The organism is Alistipes senegalensis JC50, assembly GCF_025145645.1.
Classification (GTDB): domain Bacteria; phylum Bacteroidota; class Bacteroidia; order Bacteroidales; family Rikenellaceae; genus Alistipes; species Alistipes senegalensis.
Window position 1 is genome coordinate 1354108 of sequence record NZ_CP102252.1, and the last position, 22470, is coordinate 1376577.

Here is a 22470-nt window from a genome sequence, read left to right on the forward strand (position 1 = left end):
CCGCAGCAAAGACGGACCTTTATATTGAATATATATGCTTTCAGAAACGGAATCCCAGCGTCAGCGCCACGTTGTGACGCTTCACCTCGGTCGAATAGACCGCGCTGTCGGCCGATCCCTCCTCGTCCCAGACGTAGAACAGGTAATAGTCCGGCGTCTTGGACGAAACATACTGATAAGCGATGTCGAGCAGCACGCCCCGGCCCAGCACGAGCCCTACGCCGGCCCCGTAATAGGTGGTCTTCGTGAACAGCGGCGAAGAGGGCGACACGTCGTCCTTGTACATCGAACCGCTGTACCCGAAGCCGGCCCGCAGCGCCAGCACCGGCAGGGGCTTGAACTCGGCGCCCACACGCACGATGTTGGACCCCTTGCAGTTGTCGCGGAACGAATCGTTGTACCACGACTGCGAGTCGAGTCCCGACGGGTTGTCCTTGATGCGAATGCCGTTGTACCAGTCGCGCTCGTAATCCACCGAGATCACGCCCCGCTGCCCGAAAGTGTACGAAGCGCCGAACATCAGCCGCGTCGGAGAGACGAACGACCAGTTGTTGGGACCGTCGTCGAGCAGTACCGGCGAAGTCATGTTCGGATCGCCGGCCGTCGAGATGTATCCGTCTTCGTCGGGCTTCACGTTCGGATCGGTATCGTTGTTGGCATAGGCCAGTCCGGCCGCGGCGCTCTGGAATTTCCGGTCGAGCGAATAATAGGTCGGGGTGTGGATCGCCGCGCCCAGACGCAGATTGGTCGTCGGACGGTAGACGATACCCGCCTTGAAATTGACGCCCGTACCCTCCACGATCACGCTCTGGTTGAGCTTCCACCAGAGGAGCTGATAATCCAGTCCGGAATTGCCGTATCCGTCGGGCCCCGTGCCGGGATAGTAGTACTCCTCGCCGTAATCTATGTATTTGCGCTGGTAGACGCTCTGGATGCCCAGCGACGCGCCGATATAGATCTTGTTGTTGATGTTGGCGCCGAGCGACAGCGTGTACTCCCCGATCGAACCGCGGCTCCGGAACTCGGTGAAATGGCCCATCTCGGCATCGTTCCCGACCCAGGTCGGTTTCCAGCTTTTGGGATCACCCGGGTCCACCTGATCGACCAAAAATCCGCGGTAAGCCAGCGCGGCATTCCAGAACTCGGGGGCGATATTGTCCCAGTTCCAGTTGCCCGAACCGCCCGCGTTGTAAAAATCGTTCTTCGAAACATTGCTCCAATAGAGCTGGCGCGAATAGACATCGCCGACGGTCGCCCGCTGTCCGCCCCTCTGGAACGAATAGTCGTAATTCAGATCGGCAAGACGGTTGTATCCGAAGCCGATATTGAGGCTTACCAGCGAACCGGAGCCCTCATAGGCGTTGATCGCCACGCCGATGTTGGCCATCGAGAAACGGTCGCGCGAATTGCGTCCGTACTCCGGGGCATTGGTCTTGCTCCGGGCGAAAGACATCATCGGCGTGATCGAAATGTCGCTGTGCCGGTACATGCCCAGGCCCGCCGGATTGATCGACATCGACGAAAGGTCGGCTCCCAGCGACGTGAAAGCCCCGGCCATAGCCATAGCCCGCGCAGTCCCGAAATTGAACTGGGTCTGCGACAATTCGACCATATCCCCCGGCATCAGCACATCCTTATCCATCAGCAGGCCGCCCCAGCCTCTGCCGGAGCTCTGGGCCGAAGCCGCGGCCGCCGCTGCGACGGCCGCAAGCAATAGAATCACTCTCTTCATCGTGTTTTCACATTTATCGGCGTCCGAACGTTACCGTCCGCCGGAGTTACGATAGCTGCCGCCCGAAGAGGTCGTTCCCGAACCGCCGCGCGAGCCGCCTCCGGAACTTCCCGACGACGAACCGCCCCGGCTGTAAGGCGACGAACTGCCGCTGTTATAGCTGCCGCCGCGGTTGTAGGTGCTGCCGCCGGAATTGCGGTAGGTATCGTCGTAACGGCTTCCGCGCGACGGGCTGCCCGAATCGTAGCGGCTCCTCGACGAACCGCCGCTGTTGTTGGAGCGCACGCCGAAATTGTTCCGGCGGTTGCTGCCGCTGCCCCGCAGCGATCCCGACGACGGGCTTCCGAAACGCGATCCCACGCCGTAGCGGGTTCCCGAAGGCGAAGTGTAGGGATTGGGCCGCCGTACGATATTCGAATGATAGGGGCGTCCGTGTCCTCCCCATCCCGGACCGGGATGATAGTGGTGTCCGCCGTGCCATCCGGGCCCCCAGCCCCATCCGGGATGGTACCAGGGATCGTACCACGAGCTGTACCACGGTCCCCACGGGCCGTACCAGGGATTGTACCACGAATTCCATCCGAAGCTCCAGCCCCAGCTGCCGATCGAGAAGCTGGGCCCCCACGGACGGTTCCAGCCCCAGTACCACGGATCGCCATAGATCACCGTTCCCCACGATCCGAACATCGACGTAATGTACTTGGGTTCGACCCACACCTGATCGCCCGAGATCACGATGTTGTAGAACGCCGGATCATAGGCCGAAGCATAGCTGAACGCGCTGCTGTAACGCGCGTCGAGGTAGCTCGACGGCATCTTGTAGCTCGGCGACTCGAAGCCGCGCAGACGGCGCGCATAGGCGCTTTCGTAGTCGTCGGCCAGCACGCTTTGATAGGGATTCGCATCCGCAGCCTGATATTCGTAATAGTTGTTCTCGGCAGCCGCGGCCTCCGCCTCGGCGATCTTCGCCTCCCATTCGGCCCTGCGGGCTTCGGCGGCAGCACGCTGCGCCTCGGCCTCGGCCTGCTTCCTGCGGGCGATCTGCGTCTTGTCATGCACGGCGTAGAGGTCGTCGGAGGCATACCCCGCCGAAGCGTAATATGCCGACGTGCAGCCGGCCAGACCGGCGGAGAGCAAGACGGTTCCGATCAAAATTCTCAACTTTTTCATAGCGCACAAGGGTATTGTTTGCGTTAGTCTCTGATCTAAAAACGAAAACCATACCGTTTTTAGTATCATTTCATTCTTATAAACGGCCCCGCGCGGGAAATACTGCGCACGCGAGGGGGATTCCCGCCATCAAAGATAGGAATTATATCCGGAAAAGCGCGCCTCGGCGGGGCCTCCGGAGCTTTTTTTCAACGGATCGCAATTTTTTCCGCATGAAAATAGGCGGAAATAAAAAATATGTCTATATTTGCAATCCCAAAACCGCTGTTTTGGGATCAAGGAGAGATGCCGGAGTGGTCGATCGGGCCGCACTCGAAATGCGGTGTACGGGCAACTGTACCGGGGGTTCGAATCCCTCTCTCTCCGCAATAAATGCTGAAAATCAGCAGGTTGCAAAACGAACACCCAATTTTACACCCAAGAATGTAAAGTTGGGTGTGTTGTTTTTATCTATCTACATCCAGCGCACAACATAGGGTCAGTCCGACAACCCTGTGGGTATGTTATGTTAAGCGAAAATGAACTATCCTTGGGACATGATGAATCTGTGGAGAGGGTCGGGTATAAGTTCAGAATAGCGGAACTCGAATTATACATCCGACAAACAAAACCCCGTCGCTTTCGGAAGCGACGGGGTTTTGTTTAAGAATCGGCTATTGCTCGTGGTAGAGTTTCAATACAGAGATCGGGGCAATGGGCATGCATTTCCGTTTTCATCATAACTGAACGTTGAAATCTCTGTCCTCAAACACCGCCCTGTTATGCTTTCTGATGACGGAGATATTATTCACTTTTCCCTGTTAGTCGTTATTACTCCTTTTATTACAACTTAAGATAGATCCAATGCTAATTCGTATGTACAACCATGTGCATCCAGTCTTGCTCCATCATAATTGGCACATATATCATTTAATTCATCGAAAAGAATATTCCCAAAATCAGCTTCATCTTCATCATCAATTTCTATATCGACACAAAAATAACGAACACCGTAATTAGTTTCATGATAATAATCACAAGATAGAATATCAACATTATTTTCTAAAAAAACGTTTCTAATATCATCTAAAAAAGCTTCTTCCTCGTAAGTCATAATTTTTTAGTTTTGTGAAATTTCTATAAGCGTTTAGCATGACATATGTTTCTACCTCTAATAGCCGTTGATGTTTTTTCATGCGCTGAAATATATTGGCCTGATTCACGTCAATTGGAGTTCCAACAAGCTACCCGGCCCGAGACCATTTGATGGTTGAGCATTTGAATTTGTACCCAATATTTATGATATTTAAAGGTCGTTAAAAATCAATTTCGATGATTGCTTTGAATGTCAGTTCGCTCCATCCTGGTGCTGTACGATAAACTTCCGTGCAATTTTTAGGGATATATAACGTAGTAGTAGCTGTTAAAAAAAATGAGTCTTCTTGTATTTGTGGGGGAGTCATAGCTTTACAATACAAATCCATGATTTTACTAAATGCGTTTTTCCCGATTGTTGTCACACTTTTTGGAATCGTCAGATTTTCAGTCATCTGTTCGGAACATCTGCCAAATGCCTCGTCTTCGATAGTTGTCACTCCTTCTGAAAGCGTCAGACCTGTAAATCCTTTGCACTCCCGAAATGCACTACTACCGATTGTGGTCACACCTTCCGGAATAGTCAGATTGCCTGTCAGACCGGAACAATTCCTAAATGTATTGGGTTCAATAGTTGTCACTCCTTTGGGAATCGTCAGATTGCCTGTAAATCCTGTACACCCATAAAATGCACCGTCTCCGATTGTAGTCACACTTTCCGGAATTGTCAGATTGCCTGTCAGGTTGGAGCAACCGTCAAATGCACCCTCTCCTATCGTCTTTAATGTTTTAGGTAATTTTATTGAAGTGAGTCGCTTTTGAAGATAAAACGTGTATGCTCCAATCCCCTCCGAAATCACATTTTCCATATCCAATACCCTAAGGTTGTTAAACCTACTCAACATCGACATATCGGAGTAATTTAACGAGCCTATTATTGTTAATTCTGTAATCGCGCTTGGGTTTATAGGGTTGTCTCTCAGTAGTTCTTCCAATGTCCCTGGTTCTGCCAGCACTATAGTTTTGTCGTCGATCAATGGCGCTATCGACACATCAATGGCTTCCATAATTGTATTTTACCATCTGAAACATAGACAATTACTCTATTTTTCGTAGGAATTTTAGCGCTAATCTCTATTTTCCCGCTGTTGTGTGATAATGGAATCATGCGCACCGTATATTGTCCGTCATCGTTCATCATTTCTGCCTTTATGACATTTTTCCCATCTCTGCTTTGAATGGAATATTCGAATGTTTTTGTCTCATCCAACTGAAATGTCAATGATGTCCCTTCGGAAAAACGGATTGACAAATATGTTTTCTTGGGTAATATAATCTGTTCACTGCTTGTTAAAGTAAAATAGACGTTATATTCGTCCTGACTTACGCTTTTGAATATCGAGTCGCCCTCACCGGTAGCTTTGCCGAGTTGTTTCCACGTCTGCTCGTTATCGTAAGAAACGTACCAATATCCGTTTTCGATTTTTAATTTAGGAGTGGAGCCATTTTGTCCATCACGGCCCCAGCTTTTACCTTGTTGTTCGAATTGTCAAGCAGCCATTCGCCGTCCAACGTCCAGTAGTAGATGCCATCGGTGTGTTGCTTGACTCCGATAACAGGTGTATGTCCGTCCTTGCCGTCTTCACCGTCAGTTCCGTCCTTACCATGATAAATGGTGATCGGATTGCTTTTGCTGAACGTGATCGTATAGCCGATTTCTTTTCCGTCCTGCATGACGGGAATAACTTCCGTAATGTAATCGTTGTTTTGCAATGCCGTCACGATGGTATGCAACGATGAAATATTCGTATTCATCTGTTTGCAAAATTCTTCGAGTTTCTTGATTCGGTTTTCGAGATCATCCACACGTCCGGTCAGAGCCGAATCGTCGTAATCATCACTGCAACCTGCAAGCAGAGCGATTACTGCAAATAAGGTAAATAATTTTTTCATAGCAACTGTTATTTGAATAGATCAGATTTTCAAATTTTAGTTGCCATCCAACTCCTCAATGGCGGAATATGTCAAAAAGAAAGTGTGGAGTCGATTTCGTTTATCTGATAGAAGGCTCTGACAAAGCCCAAGCAAAAATAAACGACGCAATACCCCACACTTGAATAGATATGGGGTATGGGAACACTAAACGTATCCCTTGCCATAATCTAAACAAGAAATGAGTGCTGTTCGTCCATCCTTTTGCTTGTGAAAACTGTCAGATTTTCTATCAAGGACAGTGCGAAAACACTTTCAGTATGTTTGCCGAACACATTGCCACGCCCGACGTTACAAAAATAGAAAATAATTCGCAGACGAACAACCACTCATTCGGGGTATTGCCCATATAAGTATACGCAGAAATAGATTTTACTCTATCTCATCCGCATTCCCCTGTCCTGTTCACGGTCTTTGATCTCTATTCCTAATCGTTTCAGAAACTCTTCCGCCTTTTGCCGGAACCATTGTAAATGGGTATTAGGTCGATAAACAGTTGAAACCCTCCGGGGCCTTTTTCATCCCGCAGGAGCCGGGCTTCCGAGTGTTCGGTTTCAAAGTGTTGGGAGTGCTCGCGCGAATAGAGTTTGCCGGAGAAACGGACGGGCCGCATATTCACGAGGTCGCGGGCCATCTTGTCCGTGAATCCGAGCGAACGGCAATACTCTCCCCATTTGATAAGCTGGGGCGTATCGGGGAACCAACCGTAAATGCGGTCTATCTCGCCTTGCAGTCTTTGGGCGGTCTGTTCATGCTCCCGCCTTTCCCGGCCTATCGTCTTGTTCAGCCTTTTTAGGTAATGTATCAGATTAGGGCACAGGACTGCAACTAACTAAAATCACTACAGGAACTTAAAGGAAAACATAAAAAGAAGACGGCTTTCGGGTCGTCTTTTGTATTTTTGCGCCCGCAAATCGGCTGAAAATCGGCCGAGGGTTTCGGATAGGAACCTTTATGTATCAGATTAGGGCACGAAAAAATGACTTGCAAATTTTGCGGAGGAACTTGTATCAAAAATGGCTATCAAGAAAACGGAAAACAACGCTATAAATGCAAATACTGTCACAGGAAACAACAAGCGGATTATTCTTACCAAGCCTATATACCGGAATTGAACCGGACGATCTCGGAATATATCAAAGAGGGCGTCGGGATCAGAGGTATCGCAAGGTTACTGGAAATATCGACGACTACTCTCATTAAAAGAATTATCTCCATCTCCAAAAATATAACAGCTCCGCATGTAACAGCCAATGCAGAAGTCGATGAAATCAAAACTTTTGTCGGCCGTAAAAAAGATCATATCTGGGTGGCATACGCCCTAAATCGTACAGACAACTCGGTGGTTGTTTCTCTGTCGGTCCTCGTACCAATGAGACGCTAAGTAGAGTTACCGACAAACTGGCCAATGCCAGATTGATCTATACGGATAAACTCCGGCAATATAAGACTCTCATTTCACCGGAAATCCATAGGACTGCTCACCGCGGCACCAACCACATCGAACGTCATAACCTGATCATCCGTACACATATCAAGCGTCTGACCCGCCGCACGATCCGCTTCAGCCGGAAAGCGATAATGTTATATGCAGTGTTAAAGATCTATTTCTGGGGATAAGATTCCCTACGGCATGCAGAAACAATCAAGTTTTATTGAGTTAGGCGCAAATTGCAATATAAACAAACAACGGACATTCCATTTGTATTAATGCAGAATAGTGATAAACCCAGCCAATAAATTAATTGTAAATATTTAATATATAAATAATTGCGCCCAGAAATGACGTGACAATTTTGACAATTGAAATATTCTTACCTGCCAAAATCTTAATTGAAAAACGTCAGTACAATGACTGTTTTTGTGTCAAATTTGTCAATACAATTAGAAATAATCCCAATAATTAGAGCAGAAATATTACGGAGCCTAAAGACTATACAGGTCTAATATTCATACCTTATTAACCTGTTTATTAGATTAATAATACCTAATTTTAAAACAACTCTTTGGGACTTATCTTCAAAAACTCGTCGTAAGGAATTCCTCCGGTTCCAACAAGCAACACTTTGTCCGGCTGAAATTTCTCAGCAAATACACTCATCCCCTCATTGTCTGCATGAGCTCCGCTTTTCACCTCCAAACCGATAACTTTACCACCTTTTTCAAGAACAAAATCTACTTCGAAATTACCTTCACGCCAGTAATACAAATTATATCTGTCAGATATGGAGTGATTCATTAAATGCGCTCCCACTGAAGACTCCACCAGTCGTCCCCATAATTTCGGATTGACTACTGTGTCCTCAAAAGTTTCATCGCTTTGTGAAGTCAGCTGTGCATTATTGTAGACCTGAAACTTAGGACTCGACGATCGCTGCCAAATCACATTTCCGGCATACTTTTCCAAACCACCCAAGAGGCCGCAGTCAGACAGCAGTTTAAGATAATTTGTCAACGTTGTCGTGTTACCGGCATCTTGTAGCTGGCCAATAATTTTAGTGAAAGAGAGAATCTGACCAGAAAATAAACAACCGAGTTCAAACAATCTCTTTAACAATGCCGGTTTATCTACGCGAGTCAACATCAGAATATCTTTTGAGATGCTTGTTTCGATCAAAGCATCCTTTATATAGTTTTTCCAACGTTCTTCGTCATTAATAAGCGAGGCAGAACCCGGATATCCTCCGAAATAAACATATTGCTCAATCGACCACTGGAACGCGGCCTGCATTTCAGCAAAAGACCAATGACCGAGATAAAACGTTTCGAAACGTCCTGCCAATGACTCTGTGAGTCCTTTCTGAATCAATAATCGGGAAGATCCCAGTAAAATTACTTTGATATTGATATTTTCTCGCGTATCCTTATCCCATTGCTGCTTGACGATCTCACTCCAATTTTCAATCTTCTGAATCTCATCGACCACTAGCAGATATTCCGGCACATTTGCAGCCTTCATTCTAAACCTAGCTGTCTCCCAAACCTGAGTCAACCATGCCGAGTTAGTTGCCGACACGGCATCCGCAGATTCATACACATAAGGTAATGAAAGTTTCTGCAGCAATTGATTTACCATCGTGGTTTTACCCACCTGACGAGGCTCAAGGATTACCTGTATGAACTTTCGTGGTTCTTCGATCCTTGCTTGAATCTCCTTATATAAGGACGTTCGTACATAACAAAACAAATTACTCAGTAACTTATGCAAGTTACTCAATACTTTTGTGATTACAAAATATAGACCAATGTTTGAATTTAGGTGATCGCAAAAATGAAAGGCAAATATTGTGGAGTCACTGCGTAAAAGACAAAACTCAGAGCAACGGCAGACAACGCTACAAATGCAAACATTGCCATAGGAAAAAACAGGCACTATAATTACAACGCTACCGAAAAGGAATCAACAGTAAGATCGTAACATTGACCAAAGAGGGAGTCAGTACCGAAGTACGACTAAGATTCTGGATATCTCCCTGACAAACACTACTTAGCAGGATTGTACAGATTACCCATACACACTTTTGTCTTCCGGTCATTAATCAAAAGATCTATAAAGTGGATGGAATAAAGAGCCTTGTACGAAGATAGTCCGAACACATCTGGATAGTATAACAGAAAATCCAAACAGGTAGTCAGTAACAATCTCGGTCCACGAACAAATGCTACCCTTAACATTGTCCTCAAAACACTCCATCTATCCGATACAAAACGGGGTTATACCGATAGATTAAAAAACTATCGTTCTCTAATTGAGACAAAAATCCATCGGACGTCATTATACGAAATCAATCATATCGAACGACATAACTTGACGATCCGGACACATCTGAAACGGTTAGCTCGTAAAACCATCTGCGTCAGCAAGAGCGCTGTCATTCTGTCGGCAATCTTGAAAATTTATTTCTGGGGGGGGCAGCTAAAATCTATTTTATCATACAATTATAGAATTGAATTTTATTCATGTCTATCTAGTTGTTTAATAGAATCCGATTTTAAGGCAGCAACTCACAAACTATTTGCTACCAATAACCTCAGGAGTCATCATGTCGTTATAAACAAAATTCAATGTTTTTGGTTCCACGCAAATGAATAAATATCGTATCGATCTTATTTTTTCTTTTTCTAGAATATCAAGAATCATCACTCAAACTTCGGTCCAAAACTTGCTAGGCAATTCCGAATCAGAACTATTTTCAAAACGCTTTAGTCATGGTACAATATAGAACAAATAAGTCCATTTTTTGTAATAGAACCTGTTTTATAGATTTTTAACTAGTTACAGCAATCAATAATTCTTTCTATATATCCAATACAAACAATCCCTTTCCAAAAATTACCAGCTCGAATAATGATTAAGTATTTTCAACTCAAATCTATTGTTCGACCAGGAACCCGACGAGAATTATCTACACGAATTTCATTGATTGATGAGATACCTATATGCCTACATGTAGTGCAATCAAACACCTCAATATGCGCTTTTACTCCGATATGCATGTTGTCGACACACCATAATTCATTCGTTCCAATTCGTTTATATACCATTCTTCTGTGATTGTGATAATTTGTTTTTTCAAAAATGGAACGATCTCTCAAAACTGTTTGATAATCACGAGGAGGCCATCGGGAACTTTCACTATATCCTTCTTCCGGATTTAAAAATCCGTGAGATATCAGCCAGTCATCTATTGCCTCAGGAGTAGTTGCGCAATCAACATAAATAGGATTGCTATTATTTTTAGAGACAAGGATCGTTGCAGAATCTCCGAATGGAGAATCCATAAAATTCATTAAAAAACCATTTAAATCAGCTGTTCTGATTTTTCTTTCCGTTAATTCTGCAACAGATGTCCCAACATAATCTTCCCCGGAAAATTCATATTTACTACTTTCGTCGTGGCATTTATCCTTCTCCCAACATTTAGGGTTTACACGGTCAATATTGGCATAAAAAGTCTGACAAAGGACCCGATCCGCCTTTAGAACGGAGGTAAAAAGAGTATTCGATAATGCAGGCGAATAATAAAAATTCTGGCTCTTCAGTATACACTTATCATCTTTTATTTCATCAATCCTTTTCAAAGTGGACAAAAAAAGTTTTACCGCCTCATAAAAATGATAAGGGCTATTATATTGCGCACAAAGCGAAGCTTCATTTATAAATACCTGCATTATATTCCCAGTAAATAATTTAGATCATTAACTGATTGATCAAAAAAACTTATAGGCCATTTGTCGATTCCGCCATCTTCATCAACATCTATTTTTTCAAAAAAATTATCTAATCTATGGTCGAAATACAAAACATTCAAATGAGTAGAATCTATTATCTTATTTTTAACAGCGATCCTAAATCCATTCAATATATGATCACTATGAGACTCAACAAACACCTGAACACCTGTCGAAGCGACTAAAGACAGAAATTTAGCCATAATTGACTGAGCATAAGGATGCAAATGAGCTTCTGGATTTTCCACAATCAATATTTCACCTGGTTTGGCTATTAAACCGGCAACGATTATGGAAAGAGAATAACTGAAACCATATCCGACATTAGTTGGTTTATAATAGGCTCCCTTTTTATCTGATTTAATTCTCAATTTTAAAAGATCTTCTCCTTTTATTGACTCGACTTTCACTTGTGCCCCTTGAAAAATCTTATCAACCCAATAATTGGTATTATCCTCAATCGTCGAACTCATCTCCTTATAGTCTTCTCCAAATATTTTACAATATCCACGTAAAATTGTATCATTTACATGATCATTCCCCTTGTGGTAAAGAACATTTACTGTATTCTCTCCTAAAGCACCAACTCGGATAAAATGGCCAAGCGATTTGTTTTCATAATAGATTCTCGGTCCAATTCGATCCGCAGAAACATAATGGATACCTACAAGATTAATAACATTTCTTATTTCTCTCAATGAGGCTTGTGGCAGATAATGTTCTATTGTGGAATTGCTTAAAAACAAATCGAACAATGGTAATAAGACCTTCTTATTTAGGGGATGAGTTGATGAATAAAATTGATACAAATCATCGCCCATTTCGCTCTTACGCAACCCCAACTCAAATCCAGGAGATTCGACGACGATCTTATCTATATTCAATTCTGAAGCATCTGTCTGATTACTGTATAAAAAATACCGACACACAATTTCATCATAATGAAATGTAAAACAGATCGGTTCGGAAAAAGAAACTTCTTTACTTTTTACATCATCGAAAGTGCCTAGTTTCACGTCATCCCCATTCAGGTATATTTGAGCCGTCGCCCTATTTATTTGAGCAGATTGACTCATTAATAAAAACGCCTGAAGGACTGTCGATTTTCCCCGACCATTAATTCCGGTCAGTAGATTTAAACGATTTAAAGGAAGGTTAACCTCTTTATATAGTTTAAAGTTTTTAATTGCTAAATGTTTGATCATCACCTCGGGGATTTAAAATACTAAAAGTTTTATGAAATCTCATTCTGACGTTGCGGATGTTATTTGTTGCATTCCGTATAGAATTTTTAAACTCCTCGTCAGGCAACAAAACATTATAATAGTTATAAATAATCTTTTCTTTATTCTCAAGAAGTTCTTCGTCCGATAGTTTATCGAAGAAAACAGAGATCACTTCAAAAAGGGCTATATTGATAACGCCCCTACTTTTCTCTGTCGGAAGCCGGAAATTATGTTCACCGAAAAAATCGAAAGAGAACTTCATTGTTCGGAAAAAGCTATTGGATAATTTTTCCAATTGACTTTGATTCATTCTATTGATGTTTCTCATAGTCTTGCCCAGAAAATCATCCAAATCACCGTTGTATTCATCTAAAGCTCCATTTGCTGAAAATGCAAAAAACCTCAATACTGCTTCTTGATCCTTCATTCTCAAAGGCGAAATTCCCCCATCAATTGCTTCTTTGAAAATACGATGATCAGCAAGTTTAGCCAACAGTCGAGTGGCTGGGCCGCTATAAATACAATTTCTGATTTCCTGCCGAGTGAGAGTAGTGCCGTTCGAATTGATTCGGTTGAAGATATCGTATACGATCGACATAGGCACAGAAGGTTTCAAAATGTAAAACAACATCTCCCGTTCTTCTATGCGACTTTTGAGATCATCGTCTAGTTGGTTGTATAATTTCTCGTTCAAATTGGGAAGTGCCTCCAGGCCAACCAGTGGGTATTTGTTGTTCAGAAATTCGAATATTGCAGTCGAACGTTGTAACCCATCAACCATAATCCATTTCCCTTCCAAATCCTGACTGACATAAAAGGGAGGGATGGGGATATTTAGGATTAATGATTCGATAAACCTGCTTTTCTGCTGCGGTTTCCACACATGATTTCTCTGGAATTCGGGAACAATGATCTTTCCCTGTTCCTTTCTCCTTAAAATACTGACCACCATAGTGTGGAGTTCCTTTATATCTAACTCTTCGTTGCTGTAGTTTGAGGGATAGATACTATCCCTGAAATCTTCAGGCGTAATGAAGTCCGTTTCATCGAGCAAGTCGTTTATCTTGTATACCGTATCTCTATCTTTTTCTTCTGTTGTTTCCCGGAAGTCGGTCACAATAAGCGAGGAGTAGGTCAGCCAGTTTATAATCGTACTTAGACGTCTCTGTATGGTGGATTCAGAACCATCGATGGTCTGGTAGAGAAATGCGAGCAGTTCATCCCTAGATAAGCCCTGACGAGAACCCTCTATTTCTCCCAATACAGTTTTAAAAAGGATGTTTTCCTTTAATATTGTTCTTATCTTCTTCAGCCTATTGGATTCATCTAGCACAATAAGTTCGCGACCGGCATCAGTCAAAGAAGCATGATTATAATGCCGATCATTGGTTAATAAACCCAGAATCTCTGCCGCCAAGCGGTAGTAACGCCCCTGTCTATCTGTAAATCCCACATAGTCAGCTATTCTTTTATCGGTCGTATTTTCTTGAGAAACAGCCTCTACTGCGAGTATAACTTTGCTTAATTCATCAGCTTGAGGAACTTGTGTGATCGAGATTTTCATGTTATTTCGCAATAAATAAATATTCCTTTACCTTATTCGCATTATCTTTCATTTTGCAATGCTGATTACCAAAAGAATACGTATAGTCTATTTCTTTAAGTTCAACGTCTTCTTTATATTTTTTTAGTAACTCCATCATCTCTTCTTTTGAAGGTATCGAATTAGATGAATATGATACGACTAATATACTGTTTTTATGTCGAGAGAACAATTGATCAAGTGCATTATTTACCGTACGTTTCGAATCAAAAGGAGAAATATACTTTTTGAATTTTTTAGTTTTTGTACTATAATCAATCTCCAAATCTTGCCAGTTTTTGACCAATCCTTCGACAAAATGATATCGTCTCGTATAATCGTTATCGGATTTGGAGGTTAAATAGGGTGGATCAAAATAAACCAAGTCTGCTTTTTCATTCAGATCAAAAATGTTTTGATTGAATGATTTATTTTGTTGTCCATTTGAAAAAACAGCTGCATTAAAACAATCTATATTTTCCAAAAAATGCTCCTTGAGAGATAATGATAAATCACGACGGCCATCATCATATTTTGTTCCAACATAAGTAAATATGCCCCTGGGCCGTTTTTTTAGACATGCCCTAGCTATGGCAGCATAAGCTATTGCAATTTTATATTCATTGTTCAACAATGGAATGTTTGCGACCAAATTATCCAGAAAATCATTATCAACATCATCAAAATATAGACCTTTAAATGTATTTTGTATAAAGTTGCCTGCATTTTTATTTGGTTGAACCAATAACTCTTTATCCTTATCATCTACTCGTACAGTAGAATTTTCCACTAATGCTTTACAGAAAATAGCAGAGAAAGACATGAAATCATTTGAAATAACTTTTATTCCTTTCTGTTTCAACATATAGGATACACATCCGCTTCCGGAGAAAGCATCTAAAACCGATGAAAATTCAAGGTCTTTAATTGAATCCCACAGAAATGGCAATAATTTATACTTACTTCCCATATATCTTGTTCCCGGAAAGTTTTCTAACAATTCTTCTGTTCGTGTTAAACGTTTCTTTCCATTTACAGCATGAATAATTAGATCCTGCCCTGTACGGGTAGATATATCGCTACTTATAAGCCTTTTGGTATTAACAACCTTAGACTCATAATTGTTATATAATTCATGAACAAAACCGGTATTAGAATTCGTCAGGATTACTTTTGCTCCGATATTCACAAGTCGTTTGAATTCATCTCTCAACTCAATATGATCCGCATCATAAAATGAATCTTTAGTATATCGCTTAAAATCAGAGTAATTGCCTATAGGAACATAGGGTGGATCTAGAAAAATAAAATCATTATATTGGGCATAACGTCTCAATACTGTAGAATAATTTGCACAAATCAATTTTGCATTTTGCAAAGCATAATGTGCTTGATACAGTCGTTCCTCATCACAAATAGTTGGATTTTTGTATTTTCCGAATGGAACATTAAATTCTCCTTTTTTATTCTCTCGATATAGCCCATTATAACATGTACGATTCAAATATATAAACCTAACCGCTCTTTCCACATCGGACAATTTAGACAAGTCCCAACCTCTAATTTCATAATAAAGATCTTTATCATTTGAAAGATTCTTTAAATTTACTATCAAGTCATCTATTTTTTCACGGACTACTTTATAGCAATTAATCAATTCCGGGTTCAGATCTGCTAAAATTGCTTTTGGCGGCCGCAAATGAAAAAATAGAGCTCCTCCTCCAAGAAACGGTTCAATATACGTATTGAACTCTTGAGGAATAAATTTTGCAATTTCATCAATTAATTGTGTCTTCCCTCCTGCCCATTTAAGAAAGGGTTTTACGGGTTGATCAGCTCCGACTATATATACATCTTTTTTACGTGTCATTGATTAAAAGTAAGCTAATTATTTGCAGTAACAAGATAAATTATATAAAATTAGGAAATTTTCAACTCTTTCCTAAACGTTCCATATTAAACTATCAATACCTAAACGCCCTCGTCATGGTATCCTGCTCGGACTTGGAAATACCATATTTAGTAGCGAGTTTTCTCCAACCCGAAACGGCATGTTTGACCTCTGCGAATATTGATTCCGCACGGACGGGCTCCAACCCGAAATACGGCGTGATACTCATAGCCAGATCGAAATCCAGTGAATTGTCATTCTCCGAGATATTGAGCTTCAGTCCAATGCCGTACTCGTCAGGGTTCAGATCATAGGCCGGTGATAATCGCCAGCCCTGTGGCGTAAGTATAAACCCGTGGTTCCGCAGGTGGTCGTCGCAGTTCGAAACCGCGATATTGAACACAATCCTGCGCCAAAGCTGTTCCAGGTTCCGGTCCGTATCGTCACAATTGGCGATGATCCATTCGGCCAGTTCGAGGTAGCTGGCTCCTTCCGTATGGCTTGCACCGTCCGTATAACCGAGCAATGTCATGGCCGAGGCGAAATGTATCCGCCGGCCCGTATCGGTCCGGTCAAAACGCTCGGTCATAAAACTATGGTGCCGGCTTCCGAAGCGCTGCGCCCGGCATTCGGACATCTCGATACCACACGAGCGGGCCAACTCGGCCGTAACCATCTCCCATGCCCCGGAATCTTTCGTATCTCCGGCGCTCGGGAACTTGACGATCCATAAGCGTCCGTTCTCATCCACTACGTTGGCTTTCGGCCTTGCCCCGCCCAATGACGAACCGGGTGCGACGAGCATATCGATCCATCGCGTATGCTCCGGCGTATCGACATGATCTTCCCGCTCTATTTGCAGGCTGGCATGTTCCAATTCCCGGATCGATGCCCAGGGCGGTGTTGCCAACGACCGCTCGTTATCCATGAATTCCCCCTCTTTCGAGAACTTGAAGCGCAGGGCCCCCATGCGATTGCCGTCATACACGCCCATCAGGTAATCCGACTCGGTAAGCGTTCGCGGTTTTCGGTCCTGCAACCGGGCGTTGATAGCTTCCCGCCTGCGCATAAGCGTACGCCCCCAGCGGTCCGGTGCGGAATCGAGGAACAATCCGAAATTGCTCTTATCCGAAGGTTGGTATTGCTTCCCCGCAAATGCCGACAGGTCGGGATCCAACGCACGAAAACGGGGATGGGCCAGCCATGCGGGATCGTTCTCATAGGAAAAGACCTCTTTGCCCCAGATCATTTCACTATGGAGTACACCCATATAGACCGGCTCCGCATCCTCGGGCCAGTCCATATATACGTATATATCGCGCTGCGTTACCATAATTTATCGTTTTTTGGAAACCCTTTCACCGACCACGAGTTTGGCATCCTGAAGGGCACGCCCCAGTTCGTCGTCTTTAGCGACAAGTAGCAAATCTTTTTCCAGCCCGAGGATAGCCAGTACCCGGAAATAGTATCCCATCGCAACTCCCTCCTCACCCCGCTCGATCTTGGTTAGGGTGTTACGGGAGATTCCGGCGCGCTCGGCCACCTGCTCCGAGGATAGTTCCCGGCGCAGGCGTGCCAGCTTTATATTTTCGCCCAGAACCGTAAGCGTCTTCCGTTGGCTCGGCAATAATGCCCGTTTCATACAATAACATTAACGATTATGTGCAAATATAAGTATTATTGCGCAGAATAATTCGCATTATACAGATTTATTTTTCAGACTACTCCCGAGTACCTTTCTCGTACAGGTTCCAGCAACAACGAAGGCCGACATAGCGATGTTCCGATGTTATCGTAAAGTAAGCTATGAGATTGCGATTCTGACAGATACTCGTGGGGAGGAATCATCCGAACGGCCTTCCCGTTCTTCTCAAACCGATTATTCTGATCCATGGTACTATCACCCCTTCCGTTAGCCCTAATACGTTTATGACTTCTACTGGACCATTATACTTCCAGTCGAAATTCTCATCTGTTACTTAGGTTTTTCATCGGTATAGATTTTGTCTGAAACCTGTGTTTTGCCCCTGCATTTCGGTGCAGGCGGCATGCACGGGCGCAAGGGCAGTTACCGGTGAAGGCTCGCAAGGCCAACCTCATGGGACTGTACCTGCGTTCCGTGCTTTTTTATGCCCGGACCGGAACGCAGAACCGGACATCGGGCGAATTGGGTGCGGGATATTCGAATTCTTCATGTTTGCAGGTTAAAAGCGTCACAATGCATTTTTACCTTTGTCCCGCACCCGTTTTTTTTCGATCTCGTAATTTCAACGGGCTCTCCACCGCACGATCCGGTGCGGCGTCCGGACGAAACCCGGTAGAACCGTCTGCGATCCCGGCCGCGATTCGAAAGTCCCAAGACACGCAATATGACGGCGGCCGGGGATCGCTTTCCGACGGCCGCTGCGGCAAGGGCCGCAGTCCCGCGCGTCACTCGGACGCATACTTCTTCGGAAGCACGCCGAACTGCTTCTGGAAGCATTTGGCGAAATAGGACGTGGAACTGAATCCCACCATATAGCAGACCTCGTTGATGTGGTAACGCTTGTCCCGGAGCAGCCGGGCCGCGGTTTTCAGCCGTTCGAGCCGCAGATAGTCGTTCGGGGTCATGTTCAGCACGCCTTTGATCTTGCGGTAGAAGCTCGCACGGCTCATGTGCACCATCTCGGCGATGTCGTTGATCTTGAACTCGGGATCGCTGAGGTTGGCCTGGATGATCTCTTGCAGCCGGACGATGAAATCGGTGTCCACCGAGGAGGTCGCCACGGTATTGGCCAGCACCAGCGGATTTTTCGAGAAAGCCTCGCTCAGCATCTGCCGGCTCTTGATGAGGTTGGCGATCACCGACAGCAGGTAATCCGACGAAAAAGGCTTCTCGACATAGGCGTCGGCCCCGGCGTCCATGCCCGAAATCTTCGAACGGAGGTTCGTCTTCGCCGACAGCAGGATCAGGGGGATATGGCTGTAACGCAGGTCGGTTTTCACCTGCCGGCAAAACTCGATGCCGTCCATCTTGGGCATCATGATATCGCTGATGATCACATTGACGTAGTTCTTCTCCAGCAGCTCCAGCGCTTCGACGCCGTTCCCGGCCGTAAGCACCGAGTAGCTTTCCGACACCTGCCGCCGGATGAAGGCGCACATCTCGGGGTTGTCCTCGACGACCAGCACGCTGTAAGCCTCCCAGCCGGGGTCGCCGCGCTCGTCGGAGATGCTCTCGGCATCCTCCGCCGATACGGTCTCCACGACCGCCTCCGCCTCCTGCCGGCAGAGCGGAACGGTCAGCACGAACACGTTCAGTTCCGTGTCGGCCTCCATCGCCAGCGTGCCGTGGTGCAGTTCGGCCAGCGAGCGCGACAGCGCCAGCCCGATTCCCGTTCCGGTCGATTCCTCCTTGCGGGTATGGCGGAAGAACGGGGCGAAAATGGCCTCGCGCATCTCCGGAGGCACGACCTCGCCGTCGTTGGTCACCGTGACCCGGAACGCATCGCCCGCCACCGACAGCCCGACGCGGATCATCGTCTCGGAATATTTCAGGGCGTTGTTCATCAGGTTGCTCAGAATCTTGGTGAAAGCCTCCCGATCGACCTGCGCATGAATCGCCCCCTCGCCCGGGTCCAGTTCGAAGGTCTTGTGCTGCTGCTTGGCCGAGGAGCTGAAACGGTAGAACGTCTCTTCGACGATATCCGTCACGTTCTGCCGCGTCAGGTTGAGCGACAGACGCTCTTTCTCGATCTTCTGGAAATCCAGCAGCTGATTCGTGAGGTCCAGCAGACGGTTGGTGTTGCGGTCCATGACGATCAGGTCCTCGGCCATGCTCCAGTCCGTCATCTGGCGGCCGAGGATGTTCTCCAACGGCCCTTTGATGAGCGTCAGCGGCGTGCGGATCTCGTGGGCGATGTTGGTGAAGAAGCTGATCTTGGCGTTGTACAGCTCGCGTTCCTTTTCGCGCTCGAAAGCCTGGATGTGCTGCTGCTGGCGGCGGACGTTGCGGCGCGTATAGTAAATCCGGATCAGCACGAGCGCCCCCAGGGCAAGCAGCCCGTAGACGACATAGGCCGCCGCAGAGAGGTAGAACGGCGGCGAAACCTCGATGAAAAGACGCTTCTCCGCCTCCGGGCCGGCATGGTCCGACCCCGCCGGAAGACGCACCCGGAAGCTGTATTTGCCGTAGGGGATTTTCGAATAGGTGATCGTGGCGCTCCCGGGCGTGCACTGCCGCCACTGGTCGTCGAAGCCTTCGAGCTTATAGAGCAGGCGGCTGGTCTGCGGCTCGCGGTAGCTCAGAGCGGCGATCTGCAACGACAGGGAGTTCTGGTCGTGTTTCAGGCGGATCGAATCCGAACAGATGATGCTCTTGCGCAGCGGAGAGTTGCGGCCCCCGACAGCGACTTTCTCGTCGAGCAGCGAGAAATCGGTGATGTAGATGGGCGGCACGTAGTCGGTCTTGCGGCCGAGGAGCGTCTCGGGGTTGAAGGAGATCAGCCCCTCGATACACCCGAAATAGATGGTCCCGTCCGGGGATTTGTACCCCGACTTGTAGTTGAACTGATTGCTCAGCAGACGGTCGGTCACGGTGTAGACCTGCCGGACACGGCCCGCCCGGGGATCGAACAGCGCCAGCCCCCGGTCGGTCGTGATCCAGAAATAACCGCGGTCGTCCTCGATGATCTGGAAAACGACATCGCTGGGCATTCCGTCGGAGGAGGTGTAGCGGACGAAGGTGTTCCCGGCGGGGTCGAAGCGGCAGAAGCCCGAACCCTCGGTGGTGAGCCATATCCGGCGGCCGCTGTCCTCGAAAATGCCCGTGATGTTGTCGTAGGGAAGCGAGTCGGGATCGTCGTCATCGTGCAGGAACTGCGTCCAAACGTCGTTGCGCGCGTCGTAACGGTAGACGCCGTTGGAGGAGGTCCCCACCCACAGATTCCCGTTCGAATCCTCCCGGATGTCGCGGACCATCTTGCCGCCGTTGATCTCCGGAACGTAAAGGAAACGGTCCGTCTCGCGGTTGTAATACTGGAGTCCGTGCATGGTTCCCACGTAGATGCGCCCGCCGTTGGTCTTGTAGAGGGCGAAAACATAGTTGCTGAACAGCCGTCCCGGCTTGTTGTCGTTGTCGTATTTGCGGATGCGGCCCGTCCGGGTGTCGATCACCCGGATGCCTTTCGAGAAGGTGCTCACCCAGAGGTCGTCCCCGTCCATCAGCAGTCCGTGGACGTTGGAGAACTCCCGGCTCGGGGCGAAGAAGCCGAACGAACCCGTCGCCGGATCGAACGTGTAGAGTCCGGCATCCTCCGTGCCGATCCAGAGCCGCCCGTCGCTGCCGGGGCAGATTTCCCGCACGCGGCGGCCCCGAAGGCTGTGCGGATCGTCGGTGTGGTAATATTTTTCGAAATCGGAGTTCCGTTGGGGCAGGTAATTGATGCCCCCGAAGAACGAACCGATCCACAACCCGCCCTCGCGGTCCTTGCAAAGCGAATACACGGCGTTGTCGGAGAGCGAATAGGGATCGTACGGGGAGCTTTTCAGATGCTGGTAACGCCGGGTGCGGACGTTGTAGACAACGATGCCCGACTCGGTTCCGATCCACAGTTCTTCGGGCGAATACGGCAGGATATGGCGCACGAACAGCGGCGCATCGGGGTTGTCCGACAGCCGCAGGCGGGTAACCGTTCCGGAGACGAGGTCCACCTTCGCCACGCCGCGCTCCTCCAGCCCGAGGTACATCTCGTTGTAGTCGCTCAGACAGATGAAGGAGATGATGTCCTGGGGATAAATCTCCCGCCCGTCGGCGTCGAGGAACGGTTTCACGGTCCGGAACAGGTCCTCGGTGCAGTAAAGCCCGCCGCCGTAGCCGGCGAACCAGATGACCCCGTTCTTATCGGAAGCGAGGCTGCGCAGCGGCTTCCGCGGCTTGTAGCGGCGTTCGACCTCACGGGTCTGCGGATCGTAGCAGAAAACGTCGCCGTTCTCCACGACGATCCAGACGCGGCCCTCCCGGTCGCAGTCGAGAATCGAAATGGGCTTGGTGACCGGCTTCCCGTCGGCAGCGTAGAGCGGCACGCCGGAGAAATGCTCCGTCTCGGGATCGTAGATATAAAGCCCCGAGTCGGTGCCGACCCAGATTCTGTGGTCGTGATCCTGGACGAGACGTTTGATCAGGCTGTTCCCCAGTCCGGCCGTGAGACGGGGATCGTGCATGAAGGTCTTGAACGATTTCCCGTCGTAACGGCACAGGCCGTCCTTCGTGCCGAACCACATGAAGCCTTTGTCATCCTGAATGATCGAGGTGACCGTATTCTGCGACAATCCGTCGTTGATGTCCAGCCGGTCGAAATGGATCGACTGCGCACAGAGCGGAAAAACGCCGCAACAAAACGCCAGGACAAGCGGATAAAATTTTCCCATACGAAGTTCAGGTTAGCAGAACAAATATAATTAAATTTATATCACCGAAAAACACCCCGCAGACCCTGCGACAAAAGAGTCCGTTTACACAACACGTTGACGAACAACGATTTGCAAAAACAAAACAATCCGTTCACACCGGACAAGAGACAAAATTGAGATA

Annotated in this window: 15 protein-coding genes, 1 tRNA gene and 1 pseudogene; 3 read left to right on the forward strand and 14 right to left on the reverse strand. The window is 46.8% G+C overall.

Annotated elements, in window-relative coordinates:
* Nucleotides 1-40 precede the first annotated feature (40 nt).
* Both NQ519_RS05285 and NQ519_RS05290 read right to left on the reverse strand, forming a co-directional pair.
* Nucleotides 41-1732: an OmpP1/FadL family transporter gene (locus NQ519_RS05285; protein WP_026076808.1), complete on the reverse strand. Its 1692-nt coding sequence runs from the start codon at nucleotides 1730-1732 to the stop codon at nucleotides 41-43.
* A 30-nt stretch (nucleotides 1733-1762) separates the two neighbouring features.
* Nucleotides 1763-2902, reverse strand: a complete 1140-nt coding sequence (locus NQ519_RS05290) for a hypothetical protein (RefSeq protein ID WP_019152205.1) — start codon at nucleotides 2900-2902, stop codon at nucleotides 1763-1765.
* A gap of 279 nt (nucleotides 2903-3181) precedes the next feature.
* Here NQ519_RS05290 and NQ519_RS05295 point away from each other — a divergent pair.
* A tRNA-Ser gene (locus tag NQ519_RS05295) sits at nucleotides 3182-3268 on the forward strand.
* A 463-nt stretch (nucleotides 3269-3731) separates the two neighbouring features.
* Here NQ519_RS05295 and NQ519_RS05300 read toward each other — a convergent pair.
* From NQ519_RS05300 to NQ519_RS05315, 4 genes are all read right to left on the reverse strand, one after another.
* A complete protein-coding gene (locus tag NQ519_RS05300) occupies nucleotides 3732-3995 on the reverse strand; it encodes a hypothetical protein (protein WP_147513246.1) in 264 nt (87 codons plus the stop codon).
* 202 nt (nucleotides 3996-4197) lie between these two features.
* Nucleotides 4198-5043, reverse strand: coding sequence for a leucine-rich repeat domain-containing protein (locus NQ519_RS05305; RefSeq protein ID WP_019152204.1), 846 nt, complete (start codon nucleotides 5041-5043; stop codon nucleotides 4198-4200).
* The gene (locus NQ519_RS05310) at nucleotides 5019-5459 is read right to left on the reverse strand and encodes a hypothetical protein (protein ID WP_083871217.1); all 441 of its coding nucleotides are present in this window, start codon (nucleotides 5457-5459) and stop codon (nucleotides 5019-5021) included. The genes NQ519_RS05305 and NQ519_RS05310 overlap by 25 nt, the downstream gene beginning before the upstream one ends.
* A 2-nt stretch (nucleotides 5460-5461) precedes the next feature.
* Nucleotides 5462-5929, reverse strand: coding sequence for a PL29 family lyase N-terminal domain-containing protein (locus NQ519_RS05315; protein ID WP_026076807.1), 468 nt, complete (start codon nucleotides 5927-5929; stop codon nucleotides 5462-5464).
* 1018 nt (nucleotides 5930-6947) lie between these two features.
* Between NQ519_RS05315 and NQ519_RS16295 the strand changes: the two genes are divergently transcribed.
* Nucleotides 6948-7588 (forward strand): IS1 family transposase gene (locus tag NQ519_RS16295; protein WP_458692739.1). Its coding sequence is split into 2 segments (ribosomal slippage): nucleotides 6948-7314 and nucleotides 7314-7588, totalling 642 coding nucleotides; the frame shifts between segments, so codons are not numbered across the junction.
* 373 nt (nucleotides 7589-7961) lie between these two features.
* Here NQ519_RS16295 and NQ519_RS05325 read toward each other — a convergent pair.
* A complete protein-coding gene (locus NQ519_RS05325; protein WP_019152201.1) occupies nucleotides 7962-9176 on the reverse strand; it encodes an ATP-binding protein in 1215 nt (404 codons plus the stop codon).
* 459 nt (nucleotides 9177-9635) lie between these two features.
* Between NQ519_RS05325 and NQ519_RS16245 the strand changes: the two are divergent.
* Nucleotides 9636-10061 (forward strand): annotated as a pseudogene (locus NQ519_RS16245) (IS1 family transposase); the annotation flags it as partial.
* A 269-nt stretch (nucleotides 10062-10330) separates the two neighbouring features.
* Here the strand turns inward: NQ519_RS16245 and NQ519_RS05330 are convergent.
* The 7 genes from NQ519_RS05330 to NQ519_RS05360 all read right to left on the reverse strand — a co-directional run bounded on the left by NQ519_RS05330 (nucleotide 10331) and on the right by NQ519_RS05360 (nucleotide 22307).
* On the reverse strand, nucleotides 10331-11140 hold the full coding sequence (locus NQ519_RS05330; protein WP_147513245.1) for a hypothetical protein: 810 nt from the start codon (nucleotides 11138-11140) through the stop codon (nucleotides 10331-10333).
* Nucleotides 11140-12405, reverse strand: a complete 1266-nt coding sequence (locus NQ519_RS05335; RefSeq protein WP_083871177.1) for an AAA family ATPase — start codon at nucleotides 12403-12405, stop codon at nucleotides 11140-11142. The genes NQ519_RS05330 and NQ519_RS05335 overlap by 1 nt, the downstream gene beginning before the upstream one ends.
* The gene (locus NQ519_RS05340; protein ID WP_019152199.1) at nucleotides 12383-13990 is read right to left on the reverse strand and encodes a DUF262 domain-containing protein; all 1608 of its coding nucleotides are present in this window, start codon (nucleotides 13988-13990) and stop codon (nucleotides 12383-12385) included. The genes NQ519_RS05335 and NQ519_RS05340 overlap by 23 nt, the downstream gene beginning before the upstream one ends.
* A 1-nt stretch (nucleotide 13991) precedes the next feature.
* Entirely contained in the window at nucleotides 13992-15878 is a 1887-nt protein-coding gene (locus NQ519_RS05345; protein ID WP_044118791.1) for a Dam family site-specific DNA-(adenine-N6)-methyltransferase, read from the reverse strand.
* 94 nt (nucleotides 15879-15972) lie between these two features.
* Complete coding sequence (locus tag NQ519_RS05350; RefSeq protein ID WP_044118790.1) at nucleotides 15973-17232, reverse strand: type II toxin-antitoxin system HipA family toxin; 1260 nt, start codon at nucleotides 17230-17232, stop codon at nucleotides 15973-15975.
* Nucleotides 17233-17235: 3 nt separating this feature from the next.
* Complete coding sequence (locus NQ519_RS05355; RefSeq protein ID WP_019152194.1) at nucleotides 17236-17541, reverse strand: helix-turn-helix domain-containing protein; 306 nt, start codon at nucleotides 17539-17541, stop codon at nucleotides 17236-17238.
* A gap of 788 nt (nucleotides 17542-18329) precedes the next feature.
* Nucleotides 18330-22307: a hybrid sensor histidine kinase/response regulator transcription factor gene (locus NQ519_RS05360; RefSeq protein ID WP_019152193.1), complete on the reverse strand. Its 3978-nt coding sequence runs from the start codon at nucleotides 22305-22307 to the stop codon at nucleotides 18330-18332.
* Nucleotides 22308-22470 lie beyond the last annotated feature (163 nt).